Consider the following 14121-nt stretch of genomic DNA (forward strand, 5'->3'; position numbering starts at 1 on the left):
GATCTCTCAGGCAAGGGTCCGCGCGCGGTTTTCAACGGCCGCGACGATATCGCGCACCGTTTTCATGTCGGCAAACCTCAAACCGGCGAGCTCGACCTTGCAGGCTTTTTCGATCGAGACCAACAGGCACACGAACTCGGTGGAGTCGAGTTCCAGATCATTTTCCAGGTGCTGATCGAGGCTGAGGTCCGCGGTGTCGACGCCGAGATAGTCCGCCAGAGCCGCAATCACATGTTGTTCAAATGTTGAATCCATGGTTAATGCTCCTTGATCATTCATTAAGAAAAACGGGTCAAAGAAAGGCTTGCCGCACAACCGCCAAAGCCGCGTCCGTTGATGAGAACGCGATATAACGTCGCTTCTGTCAGTTGCTGGATGAAACGGGTATCGTCTTGCCGGGAATCGCCATGAAGGGGGAAGGGCAACATGGCCTGCTTTTTCAGCATCAGCGATGCCAGGGCGCAATCGAGCGCCCCCGCCGCGCCGAACAGTTGACCGAATGCGGCTTTGGGCGCGGTTATCGGTGTCCTGGCCCCGACCGCATGCCGTATCGCCTGAATTTCCTGCCGATCGGCGTCGACGCTGGCCATGCCGTCTGCCACGACGCAATCCACATCGCGATTTCCCGCCGCCGCGCGCATGGCCTGCTCCAGCGCGTGATGCGTGGCGGGCATGGCCCGGTCGAAGCCCGGTTCGTTGCGCAGGGCGGACGATTCGACGATCGCATAGGGTTGGCGTCCGCGCCTGGCCGCCCGCTCTTCGGATTCGAGGATCAGGAAGCAGGCGCCTTCGGCCGGGACAAATCCTTTGGCCCCGTCGCTGAATGGCGCGTAATGACCATCCTGGCTCAGTGTGTCCGACGATGTCTTCAGCGCGGCATAGATGAAGTCGGTGTCGATGGCCTCCGAACCTCCCGCGATGGCGCAGTCCAGCTTCCCTGTCTCGATCAGTCGGGCGCCCATTCCGATGCTGACAAGCCCGCTGGCTCTGTCGGCCATGACCGTTTTACTGTATCCCTTAAGGCCTAGATGCAGCGATATCTGCCCCTGAACGGCGGCGGGGAACCAGGCCGTGGCCTGAAACGGGCTGACTTCGCGGGAGCACCCGCCTTCCTGATACAGGTGGCGCAGCTCCCGGTCCGTATAGGCCCATCCGCCGAAACAGTTGCCGACGATGGTGCCGGTGCGCCAGACATCCAGAGACGCCGTGTCGAGTCCCGCATCGGCGAGCGCGCGTTGCACCGCAACCAGGCCAAGATGGCTGAAGCGGTCGATTTTCCGGGCGTTCCGCACGGACAGTCCGGAGGTGATCTGCTCATCGGAAACCGTGGCCGCGTGTCCGCCCAGGGCTTCCTTGTAGGAGGTGGTCAGCTGCCCGGCGATTGCCCGATGCCAGGCGAAGTCCGGGTCATCGCATTGAGGGGTGATCAGACCGATCCCGGTGATGACGGCTCGTCGTGTAGTCATGATTGGGACTCCTCGTCGCGGTAGCGCCGGAAAACCACGGCGCTATGAATTCCGGAAAACCCGCTGGCGGTTTTGAGAACATGGTCCATGCTCGCCTTGCGGCCAATATTGGGGACGTAATCGAGAAAACAGTCCGGATCGGGCTCTTCGTAGTTGATGGTGGGCGGAACCTCCTGGTGCATCAGGCTCAGCACGCAGGCCACGGCCTCGATGGCATTGGCGGCGGAGAGCGCATGACCGTTCATCGATTTGAGCGAGCAGACCGGGATGGTTTTGGCGTGATCGCCCATCAGCTTGACCAAAGCGAAACTTTCATTGGCATCGTTTTGCGGGGTCGAGCTGCCATGAGCGTTGACGTGATCGATCGCTTCCGGTGAGATTCCCGCGTCTTCGACCGCCAGCGCCGCGGCCCGGCACAGCGCTTCGCCGTCCGGAGGCAGGTCGGTCATGTGATAGGCATTGCAGGTGGAGCCGAAGCCGCTCAGTTCGGCGAGAATGCGCGCGCCTCTGGCGCGGGCATGCTCGTAAGACTCGAGCACAAGCACACCGCTTCCTTCTCCGAGCACGAAACCGTCCCGCGTCTTGTCAAAAGGACGCGAGGCGCGCTCCGGGCAATCGTTGCGGCTGTTGGTCAAGGCGCCGATGACATCGAATGCCGCCATGGCCAAGGGAGTGAGCGGCGCTTCGGAGGCGCCGGCGAGCATGATGTCGGCGTCTCCGGCGCGGATGCAGTCGAGCGCGTATCCCAGCGCATCGAGGCCCGCGGTGCAGCCGGTCGCGAGGGACATGACCGGACCGGCCGCGCCATAATGGCCTGCGACCGCGCTGGTGGCGCCGTTGAATCCTGCGTTCAGGTACAAATCGGCGGGAACGGCATGGCTGTCGACCGGACCGGTCGCCCGTTCCGTGCTCGCCAGAAATACGCGCTCCATGTAAGGCGTCCCGGCGATCGCCGTGGCGATGCACACCCCGGTGCGCTCGCCGGCCAGCGTTCCGGCATCAAGGCGCGCGTGTTCGACGGCCATGGCGCTCGCCGCCATGGCGAAATGCACGTAGCGATCGGTGCGGTCCGCCAGCGCCTTGGGAATACGCCAGTCGCCCGGGGTGAATCCCTCGACAATCCCCGCGATTTTCGCGGTGAGTCCATCGGTCGGGAAAGCGGTGATCTTGCGGATGCCGGGGCGGCCGGCCATGCAGTTGTTCCAGAATTCCCGGTGGCCGAGTCCATTGGGGGCGACAACACCCAGCCCGGTGACGACAACGCGTCCAGTTGCAGGTTTGGTCATGATCAGTAGTTCCCCAATCCGCCACATACATTGAGCGCCTGCGCCGTGACTCCGCCCGCCTGCTCCGACGCGAGGTAGGACACCATGGCGGCCACTTCATCCGGTTCGATATAGCGGCCCAGCGGCACGCGCTCCTCGATCCGGCGTTTTGCCTCGGCTTCGTCGACCTGCCAGAGTTTGGCGTAGTGATTTCTGACATTGCGCGCCATCTCGGTTTCGACGAATCCCGGGCATACCGCATTCATGGTGATGCCGCTGCCATTGCGGGCCAATTCCAGTCCCCAGGCCTTCGTCAACCCGACGACACCATGCTTGGAGGCCGAGTAGGGCGCGCCATGAAGGACGCCTTGCTTGCCGCCGGTGCTGGCGATATTGATGATGCGCCCCCCCGATGGCATGACTCCCTGTGACAGAACCGCGCGCGTCATGAAAAAGACGCTATCGAGGTTGGTGGCCATGACATCGCGCCACAGTTCAGTCGGGATATCGGCGGTGATGCCGCCGCCTCCTCTGCCGGCACAGTTGACCAGGACATCGATCCGGCCCGTGGAGGCCGCCGCCTGGCGTATCGTTTTTTCCACCTCGTGCTCGTCGCGGACATCGCAAGTCATGGTCAGCACGGGTTGACCGCATTCCGCTTCGAGCTGAGCCGCCGCCCGGGCCAGCGCATCTTCGCTTCGGGCTGTCAGAATGCAGCGAAAGCCGTCCTGGGCCAGCCGCCGGGCGATGGCCAAGCCGATGCCGCGGCTGCCGCCGGTGATAAGTGCGGTTTTCATGGTTGCCGCTCCCCTCGCGTATTCAGTTTTTTGTCGATGGTCATGATCGTGGCGCGGCTATTGGCATTGATGCTTTGCGCCACACGCTGCTTGGCGACTTCGGCGTCGATGCCCAGGGATACCCAGTATTCGCGGTTGAGGACGACCTTGTGCCAGGATGTCACCGTGACGCCGCCCGGCCGCTGTTCGAGTTCCCAACTGCCTTTATGGGCGGTGAGGGCATCCGGCGGAGCGGGCTGGAAATAATTGATGCAGCCGTTGGCGCAATGGCGAATGGTGCGGATCACTTCGTCGTGATCGCCGACACGAACCGTCATGGTGTAAATCTGATGCTCGCCATCGTCGTATTCGGTATCGATGCGGCTGCAGTGGGGCAATAGCTCCGGCCAGTAACTGTATTTCCTCAGCAACTGGTACACGGCTTCCGCTTCGTGGCCAATGTCGACGGAAATCTCGAATTCATGCGACCAGAGCCGCTGCTCAAGCGTTTCCTTGATGGCGGCCAGTTCCCTGTCGCTGTTGGCATTGACGATATCCACCATGTACTGCAACGCCGCCTCCGGCGTTTCAATGCCGGGAACAATGCCTTGCACGTTCTCCCGCACGGTGAATTCGTGCCAGAGTTCGATATGACATGTATTTTGCGCGACTTTTTTGAAGACCCATTTACCCGCCATATCCGTGACCAGCGGCATGGGCCTTTTCTGACGAAAACCGATGGAGAGGTAGGTCTGATTCAGTTTCCGTTCGGACTCCCAGAGGAACAGCGCCTCTTTGCCCCATGCCGTCAGCCGGATATGCTGCGTGCCGTCCGATTCGTCGAGTACCCGGGCTTGCAGGCAGGGTGGAAAATGTGTTGGCCAGTTGCTGACATCCCGGCAGAATTCATAGGCTTCTTCCGCAGGACAATGAACTGTTATTTCGTGAACAAGCTTCATCCTTACTCCTGTTTTTTATCGATCAAAGCAACTACTCTGCACCACGAGGCATCCGCCTTTTCCAATTTCACTGGAAAACAGCTTAAAATGAACTTTTTATCGAGAGGCAATTTATCCAGATTTGCCAGACGCTCAAGCTGGCAATATTCGTTTTCCCTTCCAAACATATGGGCCGGCCAGAGAACGGACTGATCCCGGTTTTTAAGGTATTCGGTGACCATATAAGAAAAGGGTTGGTCCAGGCTGAAACTGTCGATGCCGATAATCTTGACTCCACGCTCGACGAGTAACGCGACCGAGTCGCGGCTCAGGCCTCTGAATTTCGTGAAATAGGCCGGTGTTCCCTGATATTTGTCCGCGCCCGTCATGATCAGAGCGATGTCTCCAGGCAGTATTGAAAGATTTTGTCGTGACAATGCCGATATGATTTCCTCAGGCTGAATGGGGCCTTGGGTTTCCGGATCGACTTTGATCACGAAAGCATGGGCGTAACACCACTCGAGAGGGATATCGGTAATGGTTCGCGCCGGCTCTCCGCGGGAGGTTTTGTCTCCATAATGGAATGGCGCATCCATGTGTGTGCCGGTATGGGTGCTCAGGCGATAAAACATCAGCGATAATCCTTTCCCATCGGGAAAGTCGCGATGATCCATGCCGAATCCCGTTTTCCATTTTATCCATTGAAATATCCGGTAAACGTAGCCCTTGTTTTTCAGGTACATCAGGGCGGATCCCAATCGGTCACCTCCCTCTTTGTGAAGGATGACGGTTATTTTGACCGGGTCAGGTTCCCATTTCTCCGGATCAACGGAAACGCTTAAATCGATCAGTTCATACGGGTTGGAGATCATGCTTGATAACCTCGGGTGATATTTCGCTAAGACAGCCATCCGTCATTTTCAACACACGGTCCGCGGCATCGAAATATTCGGCATCGTGACTGATGACAATCAGTGTTTTGCCTTCGGCTTTTAATTCGCGCAGGAGCGTGCGATAAAAGTACCGTTTGAATTGGGGGTCCTGATCGGCGGCGAATTCATCCAGCAGCAGACAGTTTTGCCCCGAGGCCAGAGCGGTGAGCAATGCCAATCGTTTTGTTTGCCCTTGCGACAGGGTGGTGCAACTTAACCTGCCATCGATGTACCCGACCTTGCCTGTCAGCCAGAGTCGTTCGATCAGACGGGCGACGGTCTCGGCGGAGGGGATATTGCCGTCCAGCGCGAGCAGCCTGTCGAAGACATAAGGACTGGCTTCGACCATCGCGCATTCAACCAGATGGGCGTTTTCCAGGGGCTTGCCATCGACTTCGCGTACCCCGTGGTGAGCCGGATACAGTCCGGTCAGCAGCTTGAACAGGGTGGACTTGCCCGATCCGTTTCCTCCTACGATGAAGGTGATCTCTCCTCGCCGTACGGTCAGATCCATATCGCCGATTGACCGCTCTTCGTTCGGGTAGCGGTAGCGCAGGCCCTGCAGAGAAAGGGTTTCGCTGGGCGTGTGACGGATTTGGGGCGGACGTGTCGGGGTGGTCAGCGGTAAAATCCTGCGTATGCTGATGGTGGCGTTCAGCACTTTTCCGATATTTTCCAGTAGCACGGTGATCGGACTGATGAGAAATAAGGTGGCCAGCACGAAGTTAAGCTGAAGCGTTTTATTTTTTACTGAAAAAAACCACTCGGGGAAGGCAATAATCGCCAGAATGAGGCTGATGGTGATGCCGTGCCCCCAGTTGAGATTGAAGGCATCCAGCCAGGCGATTCTTTTTCTTCTGGCGAGCAGCTCGGTAAGCGCTGATGCCGTGGATTTGCGTTGGTACTGTTGTCTGGCCCGACTCAGACGCAGTTCGATGGCGCCTTTGAAAAAGGCTTGGTAATGACCGTGCAATTCATCAATCTTTGTGCGAATCAAATCCAGATGCTTGACGACTTGAGAATTAATTATGTACGACACGCCTACGGCGCAAGCGACGACCAGTCCGTATGTCAAAAAGCCGCGTGGCGACTGAATCGCCAGGTAAATGAAAACCCCCGCCAGCAGTAATGCATTCAAAACAAGCTCGGGCAGGATTCTCATGCCCTGATAAATCACCTCGAGGTCTCGCGTTAGTGCGGAGTAACCTTTAGCAATTCCAATGCGTTCAAGATCACGGTATGTGCACAGAATCAAACTGTCTGCCAATTTCTTGTGAATCTGGTAGCTGACATCTTCGGCAAAAATGTCAAGAGACAGTTTGGTGATGAAACCGGCGGCAATAATGGCGGAAATGAGCAGGCCGCCTTTTAGTACCTGGGCTCCCATGTCTCCGTCAGTTCCGACTTTGGATACCATGGAAATGAATTGCATCTCCGACCAGCAAAAAATCAGGCCGGTGCACAGCGAGAGGATCAGTTGAAAGTAATGTTTCCGGGATAATTTCATATGAGACTACCCGCGTGTTGTGTTGCTGCAAATGCATTCAAGTTTGACATTCGTCATACTCCGTTCCACGGTCTTCGGATAAAACAAGTGTTTTCCCGCCAGCGTCTTCCACAATCCATCCGGAAGATCGTCATTTCCCACTTCACGTTGCTGCAGACAAATTTCAGAAACAGGGTTTGCTTATAAAAACCATTTCATAAGTGTGGTTATTTGCCGATATTATGCCTATGGTCTTTTGTTTTGAATAGTGTTTTGTCATTTATATTGTTTTTATGTATTTCATAAAAGCAACAGTCGCCTTGAGCACAGCGATTTTTCCGGGGGCGCATAGGAGGTGAGTTAGCGGGGAACGCTGCCGTGAAGGTGATGCCTTCTTGCTGAAGGCGTGACATGACCGATGGCGGCAGTCGGAGCGCTGAAGCACTGGGCCTCGTGAATTGACCGGCAAGTTGGATGGATCCGCTTTCGCGGGAAAAATGTGGATCAGGGGCGATGCAAGAACCCTGTCCAGGGAACTCCGCCAGGGGTTCCCTTGACGCGGGTCAGGACGTCAGGAGAGGTCTGAGGTGCAATGCGGGCAGCGCGTCGCGTTCAAGGGAATGGACGAACAGCAGTAACGGCAGGATTTTGTGTCGGGGGGCGTTTCCGCGGCGGAGGCCGGTTCCCGTTTCAGACGGTTGACGGCTTTGACCAGCATGAAGATGGCGAAAGCCACAATGGTGAAACTGACCAGGGCATTGATGAACAGACCGATGTTCAACGTGACGGCGCCCGCCTGTTTTGCGGCCGCGACAGACACATAAGGCCCGGCTTGTTTGGCGCCATCTTGCAGAACGACAAACAGGTTGGAAAAGTCGACATTGCCGATCAGAAGACCAATCGGTGGCATGATGATATCGTCCACCAGCGATTTGACGATCGAGCCGAATGCCCCGCCGATGACCACGCCCACAGCCAAGTCGATGACATTGCCTTTTACGGCAAACTCTTTGAATTCTTTCAGAATGGACATGCCGTTCCCCTTTTTTTACATGCGCGCAATGGTAGCGTAACCGGCGATGATCGCCAAATCGGGCTCAGTCCGGATAGCCATTCGGATTGTTCTGCTGCCAGCGCCAACTGTCACGGCACATATCCTGCAGCGTGCGCGTGGCTTGCCATCCCAGAACCTCCCGGGCGCGGGCAGGATCGGCGTAGCAGCAGGCCACGTCGCCATTGCGCCGGGGGGCGATGACATAAGGAATGGTATGGCCGCAGGCATCGGAGAATGCCTTAACCATATCCAGCACCGAGTAACCCTGACCTGTTCCCAGATTGAGCGTCAGTACACCTTCAACGGCTGTGAGGGTTTGAATGGCTTTGACATGGGCGACGGCAAGATCCACCACATGGATGTAATCACGGACTCCGGTGCCGTCATGGGTCGGGTAATCGTTTCCGAAGACATTGAGCGCGGCCAGTTTGCCGACGGCCACCTGACTGATGTAGGGCATCAAATTGTTCGGAATACCGTTCGGATCCTCGCCGATCAATCCGCTTTCGTGCGCTCCTGCCGGGTTGAAATAGCGCAGCAGCCCGATTTGCCAGCCCGGTTCGGCTTTGGCGACATCCTCGAGGATTTCCTCCATCATGCGTTTACTGCGGCCGTACGGGTTGGTGATCACCCCGATCGGACAGGTTTCGTTGATGGGAACGGACAGGGGGTCGCCGTAGACGGTTGCTGACGAGCTGAATACGATGCGCCGCACGCCGGCCTTGCGCAGGCTTTCCAGCAACACCAGCGTGCCGACAATATTGTTTTCGTAATAGCGCAGTGGTTGGGCAACGGACTCGCCCACCGATTTGAGCGCGGCAAAGTGAATGACGCCATCCACCGGGTGATCCGCCAGAATCCGGTCCAGTGCCTGTCCATCGCGAATGTCGGCTTGGTAAAAGGTGAGTTCCCGCCCGGCGATGCTTTGCACGCGCCGGAGAGATTCGGGTTTGCTGTTGCAGAAGTTATCAACGGCAACGATGTCGAAGCCTGCCTTGAGCAGCTCGATGCAGGTGTGCGAGCCGATGTATCCGGCTGCGCCCGTGACAAGTACGGTGGGTTTTCTGGTGTTCATTTCGGTTTGGCTGATGAGTTCCGGGTTGAATGAAGGTTCGCGTTGCCAGTGCTGCTCTGAATGCTGCGTGCGATCAGGTGACAAGGTATACCGCAAGATGATGCGAAGCACAAATGACAATAGAGCAAAAACAAAGGAAACGGCGCCGATTCTCTGACGCGGGTATTGTTACCAGGGGGCATGCCGGGTGGATGCGCAAGGTGATCGGCAAACGAGTTGCCGGGTCTTATGCGCGAAATGCGAAAAACCCCAGCCAAACCAATGACTGGGGTTTCTAAGCGGTAATGCCGTTAAGGTCAGAACGGAATATCGTCGTCCATATCGTCGAACTTCTGCACCGGCTTGGCCTCCATGCGGCGCGGAGCCGGGGGCGGAGCGGATTGCGCTTCCTGACGCGGAGCCGGCGCGCTGTAGCCGCCACCGTAATCGTCGCCACCGTCCATCGGGGCGCTGCCGCCGCTGTTGCGGCCACCGAGCATCTGCATGCGGTCACCGCGGATTTCGGTGCTGAAGCGATCCTGGCCGGTTTCCTTGTCCTGCCATTTGCGGGTGCGGATCGAACCTTCCACGTAGACTTGCGAGCCTTTTTTCAGATACTGCGCGGCCACTTCGGCGGTTTTGCCGAAGAACACCACGCGGTGCCACTCGGTGCTTTCCTGGCGCTGGCCGGAAGATTTGTCCGTCCAGGTGTCGGTCGTGGCGACGGACAGCGTGGCCACGGCGTCGCCCGAAGGCATGTAACGCACTTCGGGATCGCGGCCGAGGTTGCCGACAAGAATCACTTTGTTGACGGACGCCATTAATAGGTCTCCTGAATCAATTGTTTTACGGATGCCTCATCCCAGGACTGCTGCGATACCTTGAGGTAGGCCACATGCTCGTCGCCGATGACCACCGCCTCGCGGACTCCCTGTTTGGCGGCCAGCCGCCGGGACAGGTCATGCGGATCGCCGCGCCAGTCCTCGCCGATATGGAACATCACCGACTTGACCGCTTCCGGCGCTTTCATGGTCGCCGCCAGCACGAGCCAGGACAGCATGATCAGCCCGGTGAAGGTGAAAACCCCGGTGGTACCGTAGCGGGCGTACAGGGCTCCCCCCGCCGCCGCGCCCAGGAAAAGGCCGAACGATTGGGCCGTATTATACACACCTATGGCCGTACCCTTGGCATCGGCCGGAGCGATCTTGGAGATGATGGACGGCAGGCTCGCTTCGAGGATGTTGAAGGCCACGAAGTAGCAAGCCAGCCATGCGACGATCTGCCAGAACGTGTCGAGCGCCATCGCCATGCCCAGCTGCGCCACGGTCATCAGCGCAACGGCCGAGACGAAGACCGCCTTGAGCCGTCCGCGCTTTTCGCCGACGATGATGGCTGGCACCATCAGGAAAAAGCCGATGGTCACCACCGGCAGATACACCAACCAGTGGTGCGACTTGTCGAGATGGCCGGTGCCGATCAGGGCGAAGGGGATGACGACGAACATCGCCATCTGAGCGCCGTGCAGGGCGAAAATCCCGTAGTTCAGGCGCAGTAGTTGCGGGTTGGTCAGCACGTCCCGAAGCCGGGAGGTATTGGTTTCGGTGTCCGAGTGAAAACGCGACACGGCCGGATCCGGAATGATGTACTTCACGCCGATGAGCGCCATCAGCGTCAGTATCCCCGTCAACGTGAAAATCCCGTCCACGCCGATCCAGTGGGCGAGCAGGGGGCCGAGCACGAGGCTGACCGCGAAGGTGACGCCGATACTTGCGCCGATCATGGCCATCGCCTTGGTGCGGTTCTCTTCCCGGGTCAGATCGGCGAGCAGGGCGGTGACCGCCGCGGAGATGGCTCCCGATCCCTGGATCACGCGTCCGAGTGTCAGCATTTCGATGCTGTGGGCACGGGCGGCGACAAAACTTCCCGCCGCGAACAGCAGTAGTCCGCCGTAGATGACCTTCTTGCGGCCGATCCGGTCCGAGAGCATGCCAAGGGGCAGCTGGAGCAGAGCCTGGGTCAGTCCGTAACTGCCCATGGCGATGCCTATCCAGGTCGGACTGGCCGCTCCCGGCAGCCCATGGGCGTATAGCGCGAAAACCGGTAGCAGAAGAAACATGCCGAGCATGCGCAGGGCATAGATGCCGGCCAATCCGGCACTGGCACGAAGTTCAAGCGAAGTCATTGGGTCGAGTTGTAAATGGTATCCAGCCCATAACGCGGCGGCCCCGTTATGGGATGACACGAATGATTCCGGTAGAGTCCGCCCGAGCAAGTCAGGTATATTAGCAGGTTAACCGACTGATCGTGAGTTAGGCATGGATACTATCCGCATACGTGGCGCCCGAACGCATAACCTCAAGAACATCGATCTGGATCTTCCGAGGGATCGACTGATCGTGATTACCGGCTTGTCGGGATCCGGCAAGTCTTCGCTGGCGTTCGATACGCTGTACGCGGAAGGGCAGCGCCGTTACGTGGAATCCCTGTCGGCCTATGCACGTCAGTTCCTGCAGTTGATGGAAAAGCCCGATGTCGACCTCATCGAAGGTCTGTCGCCGGCGATCTCCATCGAACAGAAGGCGACCAGCCACAATCCCCGTTCAACGGTCGGCACCGTGACGGAAATCCACGACTACCTGCGCCTGCTGTACGCACGGGTCGGCGATCCGCATTGCCCTGAGCATCATGTTCCCCTCGCGTCGCAGACGGTGTCCCAGATGGTGGATCATGTGCTGGGCATGGAGACGGAAACGCGGGTGATGATCCTGGCGCCAGTGATCACCGGACGCAAGGGCGAGAATGCCGATCTGTTCGAGGATCTGCGCGCCCAGGGTTTTGTGCGGGTCAGGGTGGATGGCGAAGTTCTCGATATCGATGCCATCCCCAAGCTCGACAAGAACAAGAAGCACACCGTTGAAATCGTCGTGGATCGACTCAAGGTGCGCGAGGACATGAAGCAGCGTCTCGCGGAAAGTTTCGAGACGGCGCTGCGGCATGCGGACGGACGTGCCATCGCGGTGGAAATGGACAGTGGCGCCGAGCACTGGTTCTCGGCGACCTTCGCATGTCCCGTGTGCTCCTACAGCTTGCCCGAGCTCGAACCCCGGCTGTTCTCGTTCAACAATCCGATGGGCGCGTGCCCGAAGTGCGATGGCCTGGGCGAGATGACGTTCTTCGATCCGCGCCGCGTTGTCGCGCATCCGGAGTTGAGCCTGGGAACGGGAGCGATCAAGGGCTGGGACAAACGCAACCAGTTCTACTTCCAGATGCTGCAGAATCTGGCCGATCACTACGGTTTCGCTCTGGACGACGCATTCGAGACCCTGCCAGAAAAGATCCAGAAAGTGGTGTTGTACGGATCCGGGCGCGAGGCGATCGATTTCAGTTACCTGTCCGAGAAGGGGACGCGTTTTACCCGCAGCCATGCTTTCGAGGGCATCATTCCGAATCTTGAGCGGCGCTATCGTGAAACCGACTCCATGGCGGTGCGCGAAGAACTGTCCAAGTATCAGAACAACCAGCCCTGCCCGCACTGTTCCGGATCGCGGCTGCGCCTTGAAGCGCGCCACGTATTCGTCGGTGGCCGTACCCTGCATGAAATCAACCAGATGTCGTTGAAAGAAGCCGCGGTGTTTTTTGCCGGCCTGGCATTTCAGGGGCAGAAGCAGGCGGTTGCCGAAAAAATCATCAAGGAAGTGCGCGAGCGTGTGTCTTTCCTGAACAATGTCGGTCTTGACTACCTGTGCCTTGCCCGGTCCGCCGATACCCTGTCCGGCGGAGAAGCCCAGCGTATCCGTCTGGCCAGTCAGATCGGCTCGGGCCTGACCGGCGTCATGTATGTGCTGGACGAGCCGTCCATCGGCTTGCATCAGCGGGATAACGACCGTCTGCTGGCGACGCTGGTGCGCTTGCGGGATATCGGCAATACCGTCATCGTGGTCGAGCACGACGAAGATGCGATCCGGGCGGCCGACTACGTGGTCGACATGGGGCCGGGGGCAGGGGAGCATGGCGGTAATGTTCTGGTGGCCGGCACGCCCGCCCAAATCGCCGCGAGCGATGCCTCGGTCACCGGCGCCTACCTCTCCGGGAAACGCCGCATCGGCCTCGAAGGCGAACGCCGCGCCGTCAACCCCGAGCGAATGCTGGAATTGCGCGGCGCGCGGGGCAATAATCTGAAAAACGTCACGCTCAGTCTGCCGCTAGGCATGCTGGTTTGCATTACCGGGGTATCCGGGTCGGGCAAGTCGACGTTGATCAATGATACCTTGTACCGGATCGCGGCCCGCGATTTGAACGGTGCGAGCGAAGAGCCGGCGCCTTATGATGAAATTGTCGGACTCAATCATCTGGACAAGGTCATCAATGTCGACCAGAGCCCGATCGGCCGCACGCCGCGTTCCAATCCGGCGACGTATACCGGGCTCTTCACCCCGATTCGCGAGTTGTACGCGGGGGTGCCCCTGTCACGGGAGCGGGGGTACGGCCCGGGGAGGTTTTCCTTCAACGTCAAGGGCGGGCGATGCGAGGCCTGTCAGGGCGATGGCGTCATCAAGGTCGAAATGCACTTTCTGCCGGACATCTATGTGCCGTGCGACGTGTGTCATGGCAAGCGTTACAACCGCGAGACGCTGGAAGTCCTCTACAAGGGGAAGACGATCCACGAAGTGCTCGACATGACGGTCGAGCAGGCGCTCGACTTCTTCTCGGCGGTGCCCACCGTGGCGCGCAAGCTGCAAACCCTGATGGATGTGGGGCTGGGCTATATCCGTCTGGGGCAGTCGGCCACCACCTTGTCCGGCGGGGAGGCGCAACGTGTGAAGCTTGGGCTGGAGCTTTCGAAGCGCGATACCGGACGAACCCTGTATATACTGGACGAGCCGACTACCGGTTTGCATTTTCACGATATCGATCTGCTGTTGAAGGTTCTGCACCGGTTGCGCGAGAATGGCAATACGGTTGTCGTGATCGAGCATAACCTGGATGTCATCAAGACAGCCGACTGGTTGATTGATCTTGGGCCGGAGGGCGGGGCCGGCGGCGGCCAGATTATCGCGGCGGGAACGCCGGAAACCCTGGCGGCTCACCCCGTCAGCCATACCGGACGCTATTTGCGTCCCATGCTGGATAAATCCTGAGAATTTCAGGGT

12 protein-coding genes are annotated in these 14121 nt (G+C 58.6%); 1 reads left to right on the top strand and 11 read right to left on the bottom strand.

Annotated elements, in window-relative coordinates; all coding sequences use genetic code 11:
- Positions 1–6: 6 nt before the first annotated feature.
- From JNO50_RS05600 to JNO50_RS05650, 11 genes are all read right to left on the bottom strand, one after another.
- Positions 7–255, bottom strand: a complete 249-nt coding sequence (locus JNO50_RS05600) for an acyl carrier protein (RefSeq protein WP_189532430.1) — start codon at positions 253–255, stop codon at positions 7–9.
- A gap of 23 nt (positions 256–278) precedes the next feature.
- Positions 279–1466, bottom strand: coding sequence for a beta-ketoacyl-[acyl-carrier-protein] synthase family protein (locus JNO50_RS05605; RefSeq protein WP_189532432.1), 1188 nt, complete (start codon positions 1464–1466; stop codon positions 279–281).
- Positions 1463–2752: a beta-ketoacyl-[acyl-carrier-protein] synthase family protein gene (locus tag JNO50_RS05610; protein WP_189532434.1), complete on the bottom strand. Its 1290-nt coding sequence runs from the start codon at positions 2750–2752 to the stop codon at positions 1463–1465. Before JNO50_RS05610 ends, JNO50_RS05605 begins: the two co-directional genes overlap by 4 nt.
- A 2-nt stretch (positions 2753–2754) precedes the next feature.
- On the bottom strand, positions 2755–3528 hold the full coding sequence (locus tag JNO50_RS05615; RefSeq protein WP_189532436.1) for an SDR family NAD(P)-dependent oxidoreductase: 774 nt from the start codon (positions 3526–3528) through the stop codon (positions 2755–2757).
- Positions 3525–4466, bottom strand: coding sequence for an aromatase/cyclase (locus JNO50_RS05620; protein WP_189532438.1), 942 nt, complete (start codon positions 4464–4466; stop codon positions 3525–3527). Before JNO50_RS05620 ends, JNO50_RS05615 begins: the two co-directional genes overlap by 4 nt.
- Before the next feature lie 2 nt (positions 4467–4468).
- Entirely contained in the window at positions 4469–5317 is an 849-nt protein-coding gene (locus tag JNO50_RS05625) for a cyclase family protein (RefSeq protein ID WP_189532440.1), read from the bottom strand.
- Positions 5298–6884, bottom strand: coding sequence for an ATP-binding cassette domain-containing protein (locus JNO50_RS05630; RefSeq protein WP_189532442.1), 1587 nt, complete (start codon positions 6882–6884; stop codon positions 5298–5300). The genes JNO50_RS05625 and JNO50_RS05630 overlap by 20 nt, the downstream gene beginning before the upstream one ends.
- A 550-nt stretch (positions 6885–7434) precedes the next feature.
- A complete protein-coding gene (gene mscL / locus JNO50_RS05635; protein ID WP_189532444.1) occupies positions 7435–7896 on the bottom strand; it encodes a large conductance mechanosensitive channel protein MscL in 462 nt (153 codons plus the stop codon).
- A 64-nt stretch (positions 7897–7960) separates the two neighbouring features.
- Positions 7961–8992 carry a UDP-glucose 4-epimerase GalE gene (gene galE, locus JNO50_RS05640; RefSeq protein WP_189532446.1) on the bottom strand — a complete coding sequence of 344 codons (1032 nt, stop codon included), beginning with the start codon at positions 8990–8992 and terminating at the stop codon, positions 7961–7963.
- Positions 8993–9288: 296 nt separating this feature from the next.
- Positions 9289–9792, bottom strand: a complete 504-nt coding sequence (ssb, locus tag JNO50_RS05645; protein WP_189532448.1) for a single-stranded DNA-binding protein — start codon at positions 9790–9792, stop codon at positions 9289–9291.
- Entirely contained in the window at positions 9792–11153 is a 1362-nt protein-coding gene (locus JNO50_RS05650) for an MFS transporter (protein ID WP_189532450.1), read from the bottom strand. Before JNO50_RS05650 ends, ssb begins: the two co-directional genes overlap by 1 nt.
- A gap of 133 nt (positions 11154–11286) precedes the next feature.
- Between JNO50_RS05650 and uvrA the strand changes: the two genes are divergently transcribed.
- Positions 11287–14109, top strand: coding sequence for an excinuclease ABC subunit UvrA (gene uvrA / locus JNO50_RS05655; protein ID WP_189532452.1), 2823 nt, complete (start codon positions 11287–11289; stop codon positions 14107–14109).
- The last annotated feature ends 12 nt before the right edge of the window (positions 14110–14121 follow it).

Origin of the sequence: Paludibacterium paludis (genome assembly GCF_018802605.1) — a bacterium.
Lineage (GTDB): Bacteria > Pseudomonadota > Gammaproteobacteria > Burkholderiales > Chromobacteriaceae > Paludibacterium > Paludibacterium paludis.

Excerpts from the sequence above, each read along its gene's own strand:
- ssb (WP_189532448.1), bottom strand. The coding sequence starts at position 9,792 with ATGGCGTCCGTCAACAAAGTGATTCTTGTCGGCAACCTCGGCCGCGAT.
- galE (WP_189532446.1), bottom strand. The coding sequence starts at position 8,992 with ATGAACACCAGAAAACCCACCGTACTTGTCACGGGCGCAGCCGGATAC.
- JNO50_RS05610 (WP_189532434.1), bottom strand. The coding sequence starts at position 2,752 with ATGACCAAACCTGCAACTGGACGCGTTGTCGTCACCGGGCTGGGTGTT.
- JNO50_RS05600 (WP_189532430.1), bottom strand. The coding sequence starts at position 255 with ATGGATTCAACATTTGAACAACATGTGATTGCGGCTCTGGCGGACTAT.
- uvrA (WP_189532452.1), top strand. The coding sequence starts at position 11,287 with ATGGATACTATCCGCATACGTGGCGCCCGAACGCATAACCTCAAGAAC.
- JNO50_RS05625 (WP_189532440.1), bottom strand. The coding sequence starts at position 5,317 with ATGATCTCCAACCCGTATGAACTGATCGATTTAAGCGTTTCCGTTGAT.
- JNO50_RS05605 (WP_189532432.1), bottom strand. The coding sequence starts at position 1,466 with ATGACTACACGACGAGCCGTCATCACCGGGATCGGTCTGATCACCCCT.
- mscL (WP_189532444.1), bottom strand. The coding sequence starts at position 7,896 with ATGTCCATTCTGAAAGAATTCAAAGAGTTTGCCGTAAAAGGCAATGTC.
- JNO50_RS05615 (WP_189532436.1), bottom strand. The coding sequence starts at position 3,528 with ATGAAAACCGCACTTATCACCGGCGGCAGCCGCGGCATCGGCTTGGCC.
- JNO50_RS05650 (WP_189532450.1), bottom strand. The coding sequence starts at position 11,153 with ATGACTTCGCTTGAACTTCGTGCCAGTGCCGGATTGGCCGGCATCTAT.
- JNO50_RS05630 (WP_189532442.1), bottom strand. The coding sequence starts at position 6,884 with ATGAAATTATCCCGGAAACATTACTTTCAACTGATCCTCTCGCTGTGC.
- JNO50_RS05620 (WP_189532438.1), bottom strand. The coding sequence starts at position 4,466 with ATGAAGCTTGTTCACGAAATAACAGTTCATTGTCCTGCGGAAGAAGCC.